At 40.5% G+C, this 15716-nt stretch carries 11 protein-coding genes; 7 read left to right on the top strand and 4 right to left on the bottom strand.

Features of this window, described 5'->3' with window-relative positions:
- The first annotated feature begins 12 nt into the window (after window positions 1–12).
- The 3 genes from R3E32_10180 (at window position 13) to R3E32_10170 (ending at window position 1878) form a co-directional block, all read left to right on the top strand.
- On the top strand, window positions 13–246 hold the full coding sequence (locus tag R3E32_10180) for a Kazal-type serine protease inhibitor domain-containing protein (protein MEZ4885081.1): 234 nt from the start codon (window positions 13–15) through the stop codon (window positions 244–246).
- A 189-nt stretch (window positions 247–435) separates the two neighbouring features.
- Window positions 436–933, top strand: coding sequence for a hypothetical protein (locus R3E32_10175; protein ID MEZ4885080.1), 498 nt, complete (start codon window positions 436–438; stop codon window positions 931–933).
- A 72-nt stretch (window positions 934–1005) separates the two neighbouring features.
- Entirely contained in the window at window positions 1006–1878 is an 873-nt protein-coding gene (locus tag R3E32_10170) for a UbiA family prenyltransferase (protein MEZ4885079.1), read from the top strand.
- Here the strand turns inward: R3E32_10170 and R3E32_10165 are convergent.
- On the bottom strand, window positions 1875–3473 hold the full coding sequence (locus tag R3E32_10165) for an AAA family ATPase (protein ID MEZ4885078.1): 1599 nt from the start codon (window positions 3471–3473) through the stop codon (window positions 1875–1877). The two genes, R3E32_10170 and R3E32_10165, sit on opposite strands and share 4 nt — an antisense overlap.
- 102 nt (window positions 3474–3575) lie before the next feature.
- On the opposite strand from R3E32_10165, the gene R3E32_10160 reads away from it, so the two are divergent.
- The 4 genes from R3E32_10160 to R3E32_10145 all read left to right on the top strand — a co-directional run bounded on the left by R3E32_10160 (window position 3576) and on the right by R3E32_10145 (window position 10702).
- On the top strand, window positions 3576–6815 hold the full coding sequence (locus R3E32_10160; GenBank protein ID MEZ4885077.1) for an HAD-IB family hydrolase: 3240 nt from the start codon (window positions 3576–3578) through the stop codon (window positions 6813–6815).
- A 186-nt stretch (window positions 6816–7001) separates the two neighbouring features.
- Window positions 7002–8261 carry an ergothioneine biosynthesis protein EgtB gene (gene egtB / locus R3E32_10155; protein MEZ4885076.1) on the top strand — a complete coding sequence of 420 codons (1260 nt, stop codon included), beginning with the start codon at window positions 7002–7004 and terminating at the stop codon, window positions 8259–8261.
- A gap of 50 nt (window positions 8262–8311) precedes the next feature.
- On the top strand, window positions 8312–9301 hold the full coding sequence (gene egtD, locus R3E32_10150) for an L-histidine N(alpha)-methyltransferase (GenBank protein ID MEZ4885075.1): 990 nt from the start codon (window positions 8312–8314) through the stop codon (window positions 9299–9301).
- A 6-nt stretch (window positions 9302–9307) separates the two neighbouring features.
- Window positions 9308–10702 (top strand): hypothetical protein, encoded by a 1395-nt coding sequence (locus tag R3E32_10145; GenBank protein ID MEZ4885074.1) that lies wholly within the window; start codon window positions 9308–9310, stop codon window positions 10700–10702.
- Between the two features lie 148 nt (window positions 10703–10850).
- Here R3E32_10145 and priA read toward each other — a convergent pair whose 3' ends face one another.
- The 3 genes from priA to rlmN form a co-directional block, all read right to left on the bottom strand.
- Window positions 10851–13310, bottom strand: coding sequence for a primosomal protein N' (gene priA / locus R3E32_10140; protein ID MEZ4885073.1), 2460 nt, complete (start codon window positions 13308–13310; stop codon window positions 10851–10853).
- 145 nt (window positions 13311–13455) lie between these two features.
- Window positions 13456–14229, bottom strand: coding sequence for a class I SAM-dependent methyltransferase (locus R3E32_10135; protein ID MEZ4885072.1), 774 nt, complete (start codon window positions 14227–14229; stop codon window positions 13456–13458).
- A gap of 367 nt (window positions 14230–14596) precedes the next feature.
- Window positions 14597–15634 (bottom strand): 23S rRNA (adenine(2503)-C(2))-methyltransferase RlmN, encoded by a 1038-nt coding sequence (gene rlmN / locus R3E32_10130; protein ID MEZ4885071.1) that lies wholly within the window; start codon window positions 15632–15634, stop codon window positions 14597–14599.
- Window positions 15635–15716 lie beyond the last annotated feature (82 nt).

Genomic DNA, 15716 nt, shown 5'->3' with positions numbered 1-15716 from the left:
TCAAACTCCAATATGATGACACATTTCGGGTATATATTTCTCAGTTTCTTCTTTTTGATTCTGTCACAACAACAGTGCGAAAAAGTAGATAAAACGTGTATTGACAAATCCAAAATTTCCAAAGATGCCTGTATTGAAGTCTATGATCCTGTTTGTGGCTGCGATGGAAAAACTTACTCCAATACTTGTTTTGCAACCAATGCAGGGCTTTTGAAGTGGGAAAAAGGAGAATGTGTGGATAAGTAAGGAAGCTTCAACAACTTTCTAAACCTCATCAGAATCACTCATAAACAAAGGGCAATACATCTTGTGTGTATTGCCCTTTGTTTTAAGTATTTTTGTATACAAACACCCTTTCTTCTTTGCAGCCTCGTGTTTCTTCGGAACCTCCATCAATTCCTTCACAGTTTCAATTCCTTCAGCAATTTGGTGAAAATGGAACACTACCCAAAAGCCTTGGATATTTATGAACAAAATCATGCAGAAATTCAAGCCTATCCCAAAGTCAAAAATCGTTTTTTATGCATCAAAGTAATGTGCTATGCTTTATCGAAGCAAACGGAGAAAGAGCTGCAATGTATTCCCGAAAATATTCGCCAATTACCACCAGACCAATACTATTATTTGCGATTCATTCAGTTGATTTTCTGGTATCAAATGGAGGATTGGGAAGGAAGTTTGCAGGAAACGGAGAATTTTTTGAAAGTATTGAATTATGTCAATGAACCACATTTTGATGCTGATTACAAACAATTAGCCTATTTTTACCTTGATTTCTTCAAAGCTATTTCAACTATTCCAATGACCCAAAAACAAAACCTAATCCAACTGCAAACAGCTCTCATTGTCTGCAAGAATAGTAAATCTGCACACAATGATTATTTGTTATTGATGTGGCTGGAAAAAGAAGTGGAAGAATTGTTAAATGGTTGAATTGCTGAAGAATCTTTTAGTACATCAAAACACAAAATCTCAAAACATTAATATCTCAACACAAATTTGTAAATGCCAAGATTCCTCAAAAAAATTGCCAACCTTCTGATTTACAGCGAAATACTCATTTCGTTGTGTGCCGTTGCGGCAACTTGTCAGACCTACTTATTGCTGCAAAAGCCGATTTTGTGGGATGAATTGTTGGCAATAGTGGGACTGTCGACAATGGCTTGTTATGTGTTGGCACGGTTGGCAAGTTTGGAGGAAATGAACCAAATGTTTCGCCAGCCCCAAAATCGAACCCAACTTTTTTACCTCTTGTGTGTCTTAATGTTCACTACTTCAACGGCTTGCTTCTACCTCTTTTGGCAACTCAAAAGCACCGTACAAATTGTATTGGTAAGTGCAGCAGCCATCACCGTTCTTTATACCTTGCCATTGATTCCGAGCAAATCAGGTTGGAAAAAACTGAGAGATATAGGGATGTTGAAAATCTTTTTAATCGCCTTTATTTGGACCATCAGCACTGCCGTTCTCCCTGTTCTTCAATGCAATGCCTCCTTTCAAGACCCACATACTTGGTTGGTAATCCTCGAAAAAGCCCTATTCATTTTTGCGATTACCTTGCCCTTCGACATACGAGACATGGACTACGACCAAAGCCGCAATCTCAAAACCATTCCGCAGGTTATTGGAGTAGAAAAGACAATAGAATTAGCCTATTTTTGTTTGGCAGCCTTGGGGTTGATTGCACTCATCAACTACTTATTTTTACCCAGTCATCCACAAGTATCTATTTTCATTGCCCTATTGATTTCCTATCGTTCTACGGCAGTCTTGATTCAGCAAACCAAAACCGATAGACCCGACCAGTTTTATACAGGATTGTTGGATGCGACTATTTTGTTGCAGTTTTTGTTGGTTTGGGGAGGAGGTCAGTTTTAGTTTCTAACCCATTCTTCAGCTTCCCAAGAGGCTACATTGCGTTCATTTTTAGAAAAACCAACACCAACAAGAAAAATCGTTTTTGGGGAATTCTGATAAGCAGCAGCGTATTTTCGGGCTTTAATTTGAGCAATGGCATTTTGAGCAGGTTCATCCAATTTGAACTCCATCAAATATAGATAATGATCCGTTTCCGCTAACAAATCCAATCGCCCTTGATGTCGAGTGATTTCGGCTTGCACATACAAACCCATAAAAGCCGTTATCAAATAAATGATGGTCTGAAAATAACCCTCCCAAACTTCAAACTTAGTTTGTTGATTGTTTTTCTTTTTGGGCGAAAAATGGTAGGACAAATCTGAAAGCAAAACAGTCAACTGGTCAATGAATATATCTATCCTACCTTCCTCCAAAGCGTCCTGCATTTTCAACAAAGCAACCCCTACTACCGAACTGGTTTGATGGGTAAATTCTTCCAATAGATTATATACCAGCGACTTGTGGACTTCAATATTTGGATAACCCAAAAAATAACTCTTTTCGTATCCTCTCCTTTTGACTTTTTTGATGGTTAGATAACCCGTTTGAAATAGCAAACCAATGATGTCCAAATTTTGAAGTGTATATTTGTCAAAGAAGCTTTCGGGAACTTTTTTGTTTTCAAGTTCCATAGGGTCAATATGCTTATCTCTTATGCTTTTCACCAAAAAAGTAGGCGTACCCGTAGCAAACCAAAAATTACCAAAATTATATTTTCCAAAAAAACTAAGCAAAGAATAAGGATTGTACAAACGAGTTTCTCCATCAAAAGAGTAGCCGTTGTACCACAGCTTAATTCCCTTCAAAATCTTCTCTTTTGACATTTTAAATTTTCCAGTTGCTTTTTGAATATAGTCTTCAAAATAAACCAACAATTCTTCTTGTGTAATTCCTAATAAGTCAGAACTAACTGGGTCAATCGTTAAATCCGTCAAGTTATTCAAATCCGAAAACAAACTAACTTTGCTAAACTTAGAAACACCTGTGATAAATAAGAAGTGAATGTAATTTTTTGTATCCAAGCCTTTTAAGGGGCTAAAAAAATCTCTCAATATCTCTTGATTCCTTTTAGCCTTCACTTTATCTGTCAAAAAATCAACAATAGGTTTGTCATATTCATCAATTAAAACCACAACAGATTTGCCTCTTTGAGCAATCTGCTCCACCAAAGATTTGAATTGCAGCGAAAGAGACAGAGGAGGCACCTCAACTTTGTATTCCTTTGCATATTGTTGAATTTCATAAATAAGGCTTTCTTCCAAAGTTTCTACCTCATACCCATAATCCGCAAAATTAAACTGCAAAATAGGATACGTTTCCCAATCATAATCGGTCTTTTGTCCAATGTATAGATTTTTGAACAAGTCTTTTTCTCCCCAAAAAATATACTTAAAAGTGGACAACAAAAGGGATTTTCCAAAACGGCGAGGGCGTGAAAGAAAATACAATCTTCCCGATGATAGCAACTCGTATATGGGGCGAGTTTTATCAACGTAAATCAAATCTTCTTCAATGATAGCTTTAAAATTCTGTCTTCCTGTGGGTAATCCTTTCATATTCCAAAGATAACGAAATTTAGGTTAATAGAGAATTGAAATTCATCACAAAATCCGTTTAACTTTACACTTCATTTTCTTCAATACAGCCTCAATATTCCTATGAAAAAAATCCTCAATACCCCACAATTTCAAGCCATCTTAACGCAATACGCCGAACAAAAAGGCGAATCACTCAACAAAGTGACCAGAGAAGCCAAACGCTACCTCAAAGAACTCTACACCGTTCACCAGCCACTTGCCAACATTTTCGGCACCGAAACCGCCTCCTACATCCTATCAAGAGGCTACGACAAAACCATAGATGTAAACCCCTCCGAAATCAAGGCATTGACCAAACTCATGCGGCAGCACCCCATCGCCTTTGTGATGACCCACAAAACTTACATAGACATGATGGTATTGGCTGTTGTATTGGCTCGACATGGGCTGCCTTTTCCATACACCTTTAGTGGTATCAATATGAGTTTCTTGGGCTTGGGGCAATTGGGCAGGCAAACAGGAGTGATTTTCATACGTCGTTCTTTCAAAGACAACCTACTCTACAAAGCCACTTTGCGCTATTTCATTGCGAGTTTGATTGAAGAAAAGGGGCATTTTATGTGGGCGATTGAAGGCACACGCTCTCGCACAGGCAAATTGGTTTGGCCCAAAATGGGCATCCTCAAATACATTATGGAGGGCGAACAAGACTCCAAAAGAGAGGTCAAATACATTCCTGTTTCCATTGTATATGACCTCATTCCAGACGTAAAAGAAATGACCGAAGAAGGGCGAGGCAAAATCAAAAAGCCCGAAAGTCTCTCTTGGTTTCTGAACTATATCCGGAAAATGGGTGATAGTTTTGGTAAAATTTCGGTGCGCTTGGGTGAGCCTATTGAAATACCGAAATATGATGAAGTCCAACGGCAATACACTTTGAAAGATGCAAAAGACTTCAACAGCGTTTCCAGATTTGCCCTTCAATTGGTACACAAAATCAACGAAATCACACCCGTCACGACCACTTCACTGATTTGTACCACTCTATTGAGTAAATACGCACTCTCCAAACGTGCCATCGAAAGCGACATTGCAGCCTTGATGCAATTGATTGAAAACCAAGAACCCAATGCCCTGGTCGACAGAGGACGAGCCATTGGAGAAAGCGTACAAATCGCTTTGAGCCTACTCACCAAAGCCAACATTGTGCAGCAACAAGGTGAAAGTTTGCACGCACAATTCAACATTGCAGCAGACCACTACTTGCCCGCTACATATTATGCAAATATGGCGGTACATCACCTCTTTCATCGAGCATTCACCGAGTTGGCACTCCTCAAAATTGCAGACCTACCGACTGAAAAACGGACGCTTGCCTTTTGGAAAGAAATCATGGCATTGCGGGATATTTTCAAATTTGAGTTTTTCTACTCCAACAAAGCTCAATTCACAGATGAAATTGAAAACGACCTTTCACTTTTGGATACCGATTGGCAACAAAATCTTTTGAAACAAGACTCCATCATGGAACTGCTTCAACAGCAAAAAGTACTCGTTGCGCCTGTTGTGCTGTACCATTACATTGAAGCGTATAAAGTCGTGGTTTATGGACTTCAAAAATGGGAGGTTATACAAGATTTTGAAGAAAAGAAATTTATCGAAGATTGTTTGGTACTGGGTGAAAAACTGCATTGGCAAGGGCAGATTCATAGACTCGAATCGGTTTCTAAGCCTTTTATTCTGAATGGACTGCGGTTGGCGAGAAATCTTCAATTGGTGCCTTCAATAGAAGACAACAAACAAGCCGAAATAGCGGAATCTTTGTTGCAATTGGATGACCTGGCAGCACGTCTCAAAACCCTGCAAAGCATCATTTTGGAGAGTCCGATGGAAAATGCTCCGCTTGTACCGATTGAGCGAGACATCGTACCAGGTTCTAAGACCGAAAGCATTGTGCAAGAAATCATTGAAGGAGAATCGGGTGCACACATTGGAGCTTTTTTCGATTTGGACAGAACGCTCATCAGCGGTTTTTCTGCAAAAGAATTTTTCCAAACCCGTTTGTTGAGTGGGCGGGTGACTCCAAGAGAATTGATTGCACAGTTTGCAGGAGTGTTGGTCTATGCGACTGGAAACCGCAATTTTGCGAGCCTTGCAGCCGTGAGCGCACAGGGTGTGAAGGGCGTTAAAGAGCAGGTTTTCATTGAAGTAGGAGAGGAGGTGTATTCTAAATATTTAGCCCATTCGATTTACCCCGAATCTCGTGCGCTTGTTGCAGCACACGTTGCGAAAGGACATACTGTGGCAATCATTTCGGCAGCAACTCCTTATCAGGTCAATCCGATAGCGAGGGATATGGGCATTGAGCATGTGATGTGTACTCGGATGGAGGTCGTTGGCGATACGTTCACTGGCAAGGTCATTGAGCCTGCTTGTTGGGGCGAAGGCAAGGCGTTTGCAGCCCAAGAATTGACAAGGGAATTTGATTTGGATTTGAGCAAAAGCTATTTTTATACGGACAGTGCGGAGGATATGCCTTTGATGGATATTGTGGGTAATCCTCGTGCCATGAATCCTGATGCAAAACTCGCATCAGTGGCTTACGAAAACGATTGGCCGATCTATCGATTCAATGAGGAAGTTCCTTCAAAGTTGACGAGTTGGGTGCGTACAGGATTGACTGCAAGTACTTTGTTTCCTGCGGTAATGACAGGGATAGCCACAGGAGCGAAAAATTTGTCTTGGACAGATGGGGTCAATTCGATGATGGCGGCGGTTGGAGATTTGGGAACGGCAATGTCGGGCATGAAACTTTTGGTAAAGGGTGAATACCATCTTTGGTCGCACCGTCCTGCGGTGTTTTTGTTCAATCATCAGAGTAGTGCGGATATGTTTATCACTGCCAAACTACTGCGAAAAGATGCACGGGCGGTTGCCAAAAAAGAACTGAAGAACACACCGATTATGGGGCAATTGATGCAGGCTTCGGGGGTGATTTTTGTGGATAGAAGTAACAAGGAGAAGGCGATTGAAGCTCTTGCACCTGCGGTCGAAGCTTTGAAGAATGGTACTTCGATTATGATTGCGCCCGAAGGTACAAGGAGTTATGATTATACTTTGGGTAAATTTAAAAAAGGAGCTTTTCACTTAGCAATGCAAGCGGGTGTGCCGATTGTGCCGATTGTGATTAAAAATGCACACGATGCTATGCCTCGTGGCACAAATTTGATGCGACCTGCTACGGTGGAAGTAGTGGTGTTGCCACCTATTCTGATTGAAGATTGGACGCTTGAAAACTTGGATGAACGCATTGCAGAAGTGCGTGGGATGTATTTGAAGGAGTTGGGGCAGGAGGATTAAGCAAGGTCAGGTATTTTTTTTAAAAAAAAGACTAATTGTTATATGCGTTATTATTAAAAAGTGTTTTTTTGTTCTATTTTAGGGCGATTTATTTTTTTCAAAAAAAATGTTGTTTTTTTTTTCAATTGGACTCCTTCAAAACGTCTATTGTAATAACCATTTATTTAAAACGCAAAAAGTAGTACAATGAGTGTATTCACACCTACCAAACCTATTCTCCTACAATACCAAAAAGTGCGAAAACATACAGAATTTATTTGTCAGCCGTTGATGGTCGAAGATTATGTCGTACAAGCAATGGCTGATGTAAGCCCCCCAAAATGGCACATTGGTCATGTCACTTGGTTTTTTGAAACCTTCGTATTGATGCCAAATAAAAAAGGCTATCGCATTTACAATGAGCAGTATCCTTTTGTCTTCAACAGTTATTATGAGGCTGCTGGGGCAAGGGTTGTGAGAACGAACCGTGGGAATTTGAGTCGTCCGAGTGTGGAGGATATTTACAAATACAGAGCCTATGTGGACCAACAGATGCAAGAATGGCTTTCCGAAACAGATTTGACAAAGGAATTACATGATTTGGTGACGATTGGACTGAATCACGAACAGCAGCATCAAGAGTTGTTGTTAACGGACATCAAGTACATCTTGGGCAACAATCCACTTTTTCCGAAATACAAAGAAATCATTGCTGCGCCTACTAACAACCAACTTACCGACGGTTGGCTATCTGTTGAAGGTGGTAAATATGTGATTGGTTATCAAGGTGATGATTTTTACTACGACAATGAAAAGGGTGTGCATACTATATTTTTGCACAATTATGAGGTGCAGGATAGATTGGTGACAAATGGTGAGTTTATCGAATTTATTGAAGCGGGGGGCTATCAACAATACCAACATTGGTTGTCGGCAGGTTGGTCTTGGGTGAATGAAAACAAGGCGACACAGCCGATGTATTGGTACAAAATTGAAGGACAATGGTATTTGTACAAACTTTCGGGACTGCAACAAGTTAATCCTTACGAACCTGTTACACACGTCAATTTTTTTGAAGCAGATGCCTTTGCACGTTGGAAGGGAAAACGCTTGCCTACCGAATTTGAATGGGAGGTGGCTTGTAGGCACTATGCTCCAACGATTGCTGCGGAAGCCAATTTTTCGGACAGAGCAACATTGCATCCCATTGTGCAACAAAACGGTAACAATCAGATGTATGGAGATGTTTGGGAATGGACAAACAGTTCTTATTTGGCTTACCCTTACTACGAAAAAGTAGATGGTGCATTGGGGGAATACAATGGCAAGTTTATGATTGATCAAATGGTCTTGCGTGGCGGCTCGTGTGCTACTTCTCAAAACCACATTCGACCAACTTACCGTAATTTCTTTCCGACACATAGCCAATGGCAGTTTATGGGTTTTAGGTTGGCAGACTATGTATAGTAGAGCTTCAAATCCAAATTAAAAACTTAAATTTTAAAATACATTGATTCATGGGAAATTCTAACTCACAAGAATCCATTCAAATAGTAAGCATTGACCGCCAATTTGCAGAAGATGTTCGGTCAGGACTTTCGTCTTCTCCTAAAACATTGCCTCCCAAATATTTCTATGATGAAAAAGGAGATGCCATTTTTCAGCAAATCATGGAATTGGAGGAGTACTATCCTACTCGCTGTGAATATTCGATTTTTGATACCTACAAAAAGGACTGGCTTCAATTGTTTCAAAATACAGGCAAACCCTTTAGGTTGATTGAGTTTGGAGCGGGTGATGGCTACAAAACGAAAATATTGTTGGATGCTTTTACCCAAACAAAAGCCAATTTTCAGTTTGTACCCATTGATATTTCTGCAAATATATTGAAGATGTTGGAGGGTGATTTGACTGAATCTTATCCAAATTTGGATGTTCAGCCCTTCAATGGTGACTATTTTGAAGCCTTGGAAAGTTTGGAAACAGACACAATCTATCGAAAAGTGGTCTTGTTTTTGGGCGGCAACATCGGCAATTTCATAGAATCAGAAGCTATTTCCTTTTTGAGCGAAATTCAGCAGAGACTGTCAAAAGACGACCTTTTGTTGATGGGCGTTGACTTGAAAAAAAATCCGAAGACCATTCTGGATGCTTACCATGATAAAGAAGGTGTGACGGAAGCCTTCAATCACAATCTGTTGACACGTATCAACAAGGAATTGGGTGGGAATTTCAAACTGGAAAATTTCATTCATTTTCCAACCTACAATCCCTTGACAGGTGATACAAAAAGTTATTTGGTGGCCAACAAGACGCATGAAGTGCATATTGAAGCCCTTGACCAGACTTTTTTCTTTGAAGCTTGGGAAGCAATTGATACCGAAATCTCTAAAAAATATGCCCTAAGCGGGGTAGAGAGGTTGGCGCAAAAAGCGGGATTTGAAGTGGTTAAACACTATTTTGACTCCCAAAAATATTTTGTAGATACGGTTTGGCGCAAAAAATAATACACCATGAATACCATCACACTTGACAGCATCACGAGGGCAAAACACCAACTATCCATTGTTTATTTTTTCAATGACTACCGTTTTGAAGTATCTCTTTGGTACGAGGGTGTGGATTTGTTGGAACTCGAAAATAAGTATGGAAAGGAGTATTTGGAGTGGATTTATTTTCACATTGCCGCTTTTGAGTTCAACAAATTGATTTCTTTGAAGCCCGAACAAGTGGATTTTGGTTGCTATCAAAAATATTGTACCGAAGATTTTTTCACGCTTTGGACGAGCATACAGCACAAAGTATGGGCGCAGTGGCGTTACGAAAATAACATTCCACACTACAAAGAGCCTACATTGGCGCACGATTATGCAAAATCAGAGGATGTTCCTGCTAAAGTGAGCAATGATATTGGCACAACGGAGGTATTGGTATTTTGTGGCGGAGGGAAGGATTCGTTGGTTTCGGCACGGATTTTTGAGACATTGGACATCCCTTATGCTTCTTTTGTCTATTCGAGTTCGATTTATGGAACTGCCCAAAAGCAACATCGAATCATTGACGGACTGCTGAATGGGCTGAAACCTGCAAAGATTCACCGTCAATATGTATATGATAGTTTTGTGGACTGTCCGATATTGGATTTGGATGCCTCGATTCAATCGGCATCCTTGACGGCTGCCGAAACGCCGAGTTCTATCTTTGCTTCTTTGCCGTTGATTTTATCGGAGGGCTATCAATACATCGCTTTGGGGCATGAAAAATCTGCCAATGTTGGGAATTTAATCTGGGATGTGACAGGGGAAGATGTGAACCATCAATGGGGGAAGTCCTATGCTGCGGAAGTGATGATCAACAGCTACATCAAAAATTGTTTGGTGGACAACTTTCATTATTTTAGCATCCTCCAACCTATTTATGACGTTCTTATCTTCAACCTTTTGCGAGAAAGTTTGGACTTGGTTGAACATACTCATTCTTGTAATATAGACAAACCGTGGTGCAAAAAATGCCCTAAATGTGCCTATGTATGGCTCAATTATATGGCGTACTTGCCTACTTCAATCGTCAATGAAATGTTTGGGGAGGTAAACCTATTCGACATTGAAGAAAACCAAATTTGGTTCAAACAGATGTTGGGATTGGGCGAACACACTCCTTTTGAGTGCATCGGACAGATTGAAGAAAGCAGATTGGCTTTTCATATCTGCAAAAAGAAAGGATTGCAGGGAAAAGCATTGGAGCTATACGATGATTTTAAGGATATTGATTTCCAAAAGATTGCAATCCATTTTACTGCCGTAGATGACCAACAAACAGGTTATCCTGACAAATGGAAACGACAAATCTTGCGGAGAATGAATGAGGTTTCGGCTACAAGCGTGGAGTATATAGCTCGGTATTTTTGAACTTTGGACGAAAGACAAAAGAAGTAAATGTTTGGTTATGAGTAAATTGCATTTCCAATACGATTTCGCTTAATTCCTTTACTGTCAATGAATTAAAACTTTTGTTTTATGTCTTTAATATTTCGTCTAAAGTCTAAATGTATTTTGCCTAAGGATCTACATCCGTCTGTACGACCACCGACTTAAATCGCTTATCTGATTTCATATTTGCAATGGTCTGGTGAATGTACTCCTTGTAATACACTACTTTATTGTCTTTCGGAAGTTTGATTACAATGTGGCGAAGATAGTACAAGCGAATACGGGACACAGGCGGAACCGTTGGTCCCAAAATCATTCTGGGCAGTCCTTCCTTCAAATAACGGGCCAGCAGATTGGCGGCTTCATTCACCTTATCATTGTCTTTGTGCTTGACCGTCAGGCGAATCATGCGCACATAAGGAGGATATTTGTAGCGGTTGCGGTCGTGTAGTTCGCTTTTGAAGAAATTGATGTAGTCGTGATAAAGTACAAATTTCAAGGTATTGTGGTTTGGGTTTAGGGTTTGAATGAGTACTTTACCCCGTTTTTTGCGCCGTCCTGCCCGTCCACTCACTTGAAGCATCAATTGAAAGGCCCGTTCAGTAGCTCGAAAGTCTGGAAAATTCAATAAATGATCGGCACTAATAATCCCTACAATACTCACATTGTCAAAATCCAAACCTTTTGTGACCATTTGCGTGCCTACCAATATTTTCACTTTTCCGTCCTGAAAATTGTTGATGATGCGCTCAGAACCGTGTTTGGTTCGAGCCGTTTCCAAATCCAGTCTTCCAATCTTGGTATCAGGAAAATACAATTGCAGTTCATCTTCAATTTTTTCTGTTCCAAAACCCTGAATCTTCAAATGTGTGCTACCACACGCATCACATTTTGATACCAATTTTCGGGTATAACCGCAGTAATGACATTTGAGGTGATTGGCGTATTTGTGGTAGGTGAGACTCACATCGCATTGATGGCATTTTGGAATCCATCCGCAATCGTGACAGATGTGATAGGGCGAGTAACCCCGCCTGTTTTGAAATAAAATTACTTGTTCATTGTTGCTGATAACGTGTTTGATTTCTTTGAGCAAGAGGTTGGTAAAGTGCGATTTCATTTCATTTTGGCGAATCGCTTCACTCACATTTACAATCACAATTTGTGGCGGTTCGACTCCTCCAAAACGCTCAGTCATTTCGACAAAGGCATATTTTTTGAGAATCGCAGCATTGTAATAGCTTTCAATGGAAGGTGTTGCAGAACCCAAAATGGTTTTTGCACCATACAAATACGCCAAGTAAATCGAAGCATCCCGAGCATGGTATCGTGGATTTGGGTCATATTGTTTGAAAGACTGATCGTGTTCTTCGTCCACGATTACCAGCCCCAAATCTGCAAAAGGTAAAAACATGGAAGAACGTGCGCCAACGATGACTTTGTATTCATTTCTCAATACTTTTTGCCAAATTTCGATGCGTTCCTGAAAGTTAAATTTGGAGTGATACACCCCAATTTCACCACCGAAAACTTTGCGGAGGCGGGAAATCATCTGCGAAGTCAGCGCAATTTCGGGCATCAAAAACAGCACTTGCCTACCTTCTGATACTACTTCTTGCATGATTTTGATATACACCTGCGTTTTGCCACTTGAAGTAATGCCGTGAAGCAGAGCCACATTTTTTTCTTTGAAACCCGCTTTGATTTTGAAGTAAGCTTCCTCTTGATGGTCAGATAGTTCGTAGGACAAAGTTTCCCCTTCAAAATCATCTTCTAGACGGCTCACTTCTACCTCTACTGCTTCAAATACACCTTTGTCAATGAGGGTTTTCAATTGTGAACTACTGGCATCGGCTTTGGTCAACACTGCTTTTTTATCCAACAAATCATGGTGGCTTTCATTGCTCAACTGAATGTATGCCATGATGATGGACTGTTGTTTGTACGCCCGTTTGATTTCTTCAAAAAACTCCTCCAATTTGCTTTCGTCTTTGTAGGTTTCCGAAAGGCGTATGCAAGTTTTTGTTTTGGGCTTGTAGGTATGCTGTAATTCTTCTTTGGCAATGATTACGCTCTTTTCGAGCAGCGACTTGATGATGTAAAAAACGTTTTTCAATTCCAAAATGTCCTGCACATCTGCAATGGTAATTTCTTCTTGGTTGGTCAATGCTTCTGCAATGAGGTACTCTCGGTCATCTAAGAGTGAAAAATCGTCATTGAAGCTGGGATTGAGCATCAATTTGGTTTCACTCGACAATTTGAAGCCCGAAGGAAGTGCATTGAACATCACCTCGCCTTCGGTACACATATAGTATTCTGCTAGCCATTCCCAAAAAACGATTTGTTTGGTCGTCAAAATAGGCTCATCGTCCAATACATTCAAAATGGGTTTGGGTTCATAATCCCCTTCCTCCATCTCTTTTTCATAAATTTCCTTGACGATTCCTGCATAAATTCGCTTCACGCCAAACTGCACTTCTACCCGTTTGCCGACTGCAATTTTGTCTTTCCATTCTTCGGTGACTTCATAAGAATATTTGAGTGGAATGGCAAGCGGAAGGATGATGTGGGCGAGGGTTTTGGTCATGGGAAAAAGAAGATAAAATGAATGTGAAAATACTTTTTTTCAACTGATACTTGTAGCAAAAAGTTCATTTTTTTGGTAAAATGTGTGTTCTGATAGGGTTTTACCGAAAATATTCGAGAATGCCTATTGAAAAAATCTCGTAACGCTACTTTTTCCTTGCTATCCAAATATATTCTCTTGCCAAGCGATAACGTTCCAAAAGTGCCTTGTCCATATCCATTTGGAATCTATCCAAATGCACTTCAAAACCAGCTTTCTCCAAACGTTCTTTTTTGTCCATGCCATAAATGCGAACATGATCGGCTTGGTGAAACAATCGGATGCGTTCTTTTGGGTCTGTAATCGTTGGGTCTTCAATGGTTTGGCGTTCTTCGTTTGGCAACATGGGGGTTTCTAAAATGGCCCAGCCATCTGGCTTCAATACTCTATAAAGCTCACTCATGGCTTTGGCATCGTCAGGAATATGCTCCAATACGTGGTTGCAGATAATGACATCAAAGGTGTTGTCATTGAAAGTGATATTGGTGATGTCCATTTTGACCATTGCAGTAGGCATGTCCAAATCGGCACTGATATAGTCAATGTTTGGTGCGTTTTTCAACCATTTTTGAAACTGATGCTCGGGTGCAAAATGTAGGACTTTGAGTTTTGCAGTTGACAAATTGGTTTTTTCGTGGAAATAGAGCCACAAACCTCGGTGACGCTCCAAAGATAAACACCAGCGACACAAGACATTCTCCCGTTTGTGTTGTCCATAACTGGCGAAACTGCTGAAAGTGGATTTGCAGCAAGGACATTCTACTTGATTGCCTCGATGCAAGGGTATTGTGGCTCGCATAGCGTAGAGTCCCGCTTCTCGCAAGTATTTTTTGGGAATGATTTTTTCTGCGGTTTGTTTTAATTGATGTGTTGAAAACATTTGGGAAATTAAAATCTAAATGAAAAGTTAAATGAAAATGGAGTCATCAAAGATTACAAAAATTTTCAAAACTTTTGTAATCTGAACAGCATCGGGTGCATCCCAAATTGTCGTAAGTGGTGTCGGTACGCTGTACCTTTTATTGACTCCTTCAATAATGTCCTACAAACAGGGTCGGAGCTACGCTCCTAAAAAATTGCATATCAGGAGCGTAGCTCCGACTCTGTTTGTAGAGTGTGGAAGATAAAATGTTTTGAGGTGCGTAGCACCGTCACCAGTTGTCAAATAATTTTTCAAAATATGACAATTTGGGATGCACCCACAGCATCCAATTTTTCGTCCCTCGTAAACCGTCTGTCGTCCATCGTCACTTATTAGCCAACTGTCCACAAGCTGCGTCAATGTCTTTGCCTCGGCTTCGGCGAAGGGTAGCGGTAATGCCTTGTGATTCGACATATTTTTGAAATTTCTCCAAACGGTCTTCTGTAGTTTTGAAGAAATCCAAACCTGCAACGGTGTTGTATTCGATGATATTGACTTTTGAAGGAATGATTTTGCAGAATTTGACAAGCTCTTCGGCATCTTCTATGCTGTCATTGAAGGAGTTGAAGGCGATGTATTCATAGGTGACTTGTCTGCCTAATTTTTCGTAATAATATCGAAGAGCATCCGCCAATACTTCTAAGGAGTTGGTTTCATTGATTGCCATTATTTCGTTGCGTTTGGTGTCGTTGGCAGCGTGAAGCGAAACGGCAAGATTGAATTTGGTGTCATCATCAGCTAATTTTCTGATCATTTTGGAGATGCCTGCTGTTGAGACTGTTATGCGTTTGGCAGACATATTGAGGCCGTCGGGTGCAGTGATGCGCTCGGTGCTTCTTACTACTTCTTTGTAGTTGAGTAGGGGTTCGCCCATACCCATATAGACGATGTTGGTGAGGGGCTGATTGTAGCGTTTTTCGGCTTCTTGTTTGATAAAGACTACTTGGTCAAAAATTTCATCTGCGGTCAAATTGCGTTTTCTGTCCAACAGTCCCGTGGCACAGAAACTGCAAGCCAAACTACAGCCGACCTGCGAAGATACGCAAGCGGTCATGCGGGTCAAATCGGGTGAAGGAATCAATACGCCTTCCACAATATGGGAGTCAAATAATTGAAAACCAAACTTGACGGTTCCATCATTGCTTACCTGTTTCTTGGCAATTTGGACGGGAAGAATGGCATATTGTTCTCTGAGTTGCTCAATCAGTTTTTTGGGAATATTCAACATTTCGTCGAAACTGTGAGCAGCTTTTTGCCAAAGCCAGTGGTAAATCTGTTTCGCCCTGAAGGGTTTATCGCCCAGTTCTATCACTACTTGTTGCAGCTGTTCGAGGGATAGAGAGCGTATGTTTTTTTTGTTCATGGTAGAAGCCGCCTATTTTATTTGACTTGATGACTGCAAAATTACAGTAAATTGCTGAAACGGTATGTTTTCAAACTAAAAT

This window comes from Chitinophagales bacterium, from assembly GCA_041392475.1.
Taxonomy (GTDB): Bacteria; Bacteroidota; Bacteroidia; order Chitinophagales; family UBA2359; genus JAUHXA01.
The sequence above is the reverse complement of the archived record's forward strand: the minus strand, read 5'-3'. Positions and strand labels throughout refer to the sequence as shown.

What these genes read in the sequence shown, in the direction of transcription:
- R3E32_10180 (MEZ4885081.1), top strand. Translation starts at nt 13, where the DNA reads ATGATGACACATTTCGGGTATATATTTCTCAGTTTCTTCTTTTTGATT.
- R3E32_10175 (MEZ4885080.1), top strand. Translation starts at nt 436, where the DNA reads ATGGAACACTACCCAAAAGCCTTGGATATTTATGAACAAAATCATGCA.
- R3E32_10170 (MEZ4885079.1), top strand. Translation starts at nt 1,006, where the DNA reads ATGCCAAGATTCCTCAAAAAAATTGCCAACCTTCTGATTTACAGCGAA.
- R3E32_10165 (MEZ4885078.1), bottom strand. Translation starts at nt 3,473, where the DNA reads ATGAAAGGATTACCCACAGGAAGACAGAATTTTAAAGCTATCATTGAA.
- R3E32_10160 (MEZ4885077.1), top strand. Translation starts at nt 3,576, where the DNA reads ATGAAAAAAATCCTCAATACCCCACAATTTCAAGCCATCTTAACGCAA.
- egtB (MEZ4885076.1), top strand. Translation starts at nt 7,002, where the DNA reads ATGAGTGTATTCACACCTACCAAACCTATTCTCCTACAATACCAAAAA.
- egtD (MEZ4885075.1), top strand. Translation starts at nt 8,312, where the DNA reads ATGGGAAATTCTAACTCACAAGAATCCATTCAAATAGTAAGCATTGAC.
- R3E32_10145 (MEZ4885074.1), top strand. Translation starts at nt 9,308, where the DNA reads ATGAATACCATCACACTTGACAGCATCACGAGGGCAAAACACCAACTA.
- priA (MEZ4885073.1), bottom strand. Translation starts at nt 13,310, where the DNA reads ATGACCAAAACCCTCGCCCACATCATCCTTCCGCTTGCCATTCCACTC.
- R3E32_10135 (MEZ4885072.1), bottom strand. Translation starts at nt 14,229, where the DNA reads ATGTTTTCAACACATCAATTAAAACAAACCGCAGAAAAAATCATTCCC.
- rlmN (MEZ4885071.1), bottom strand. Translation starts at nt 15,634, where the DNA reads ATGAACAAAAAAAACATACGCTCTCTATCCCTCGAACAGCTGCAACAA.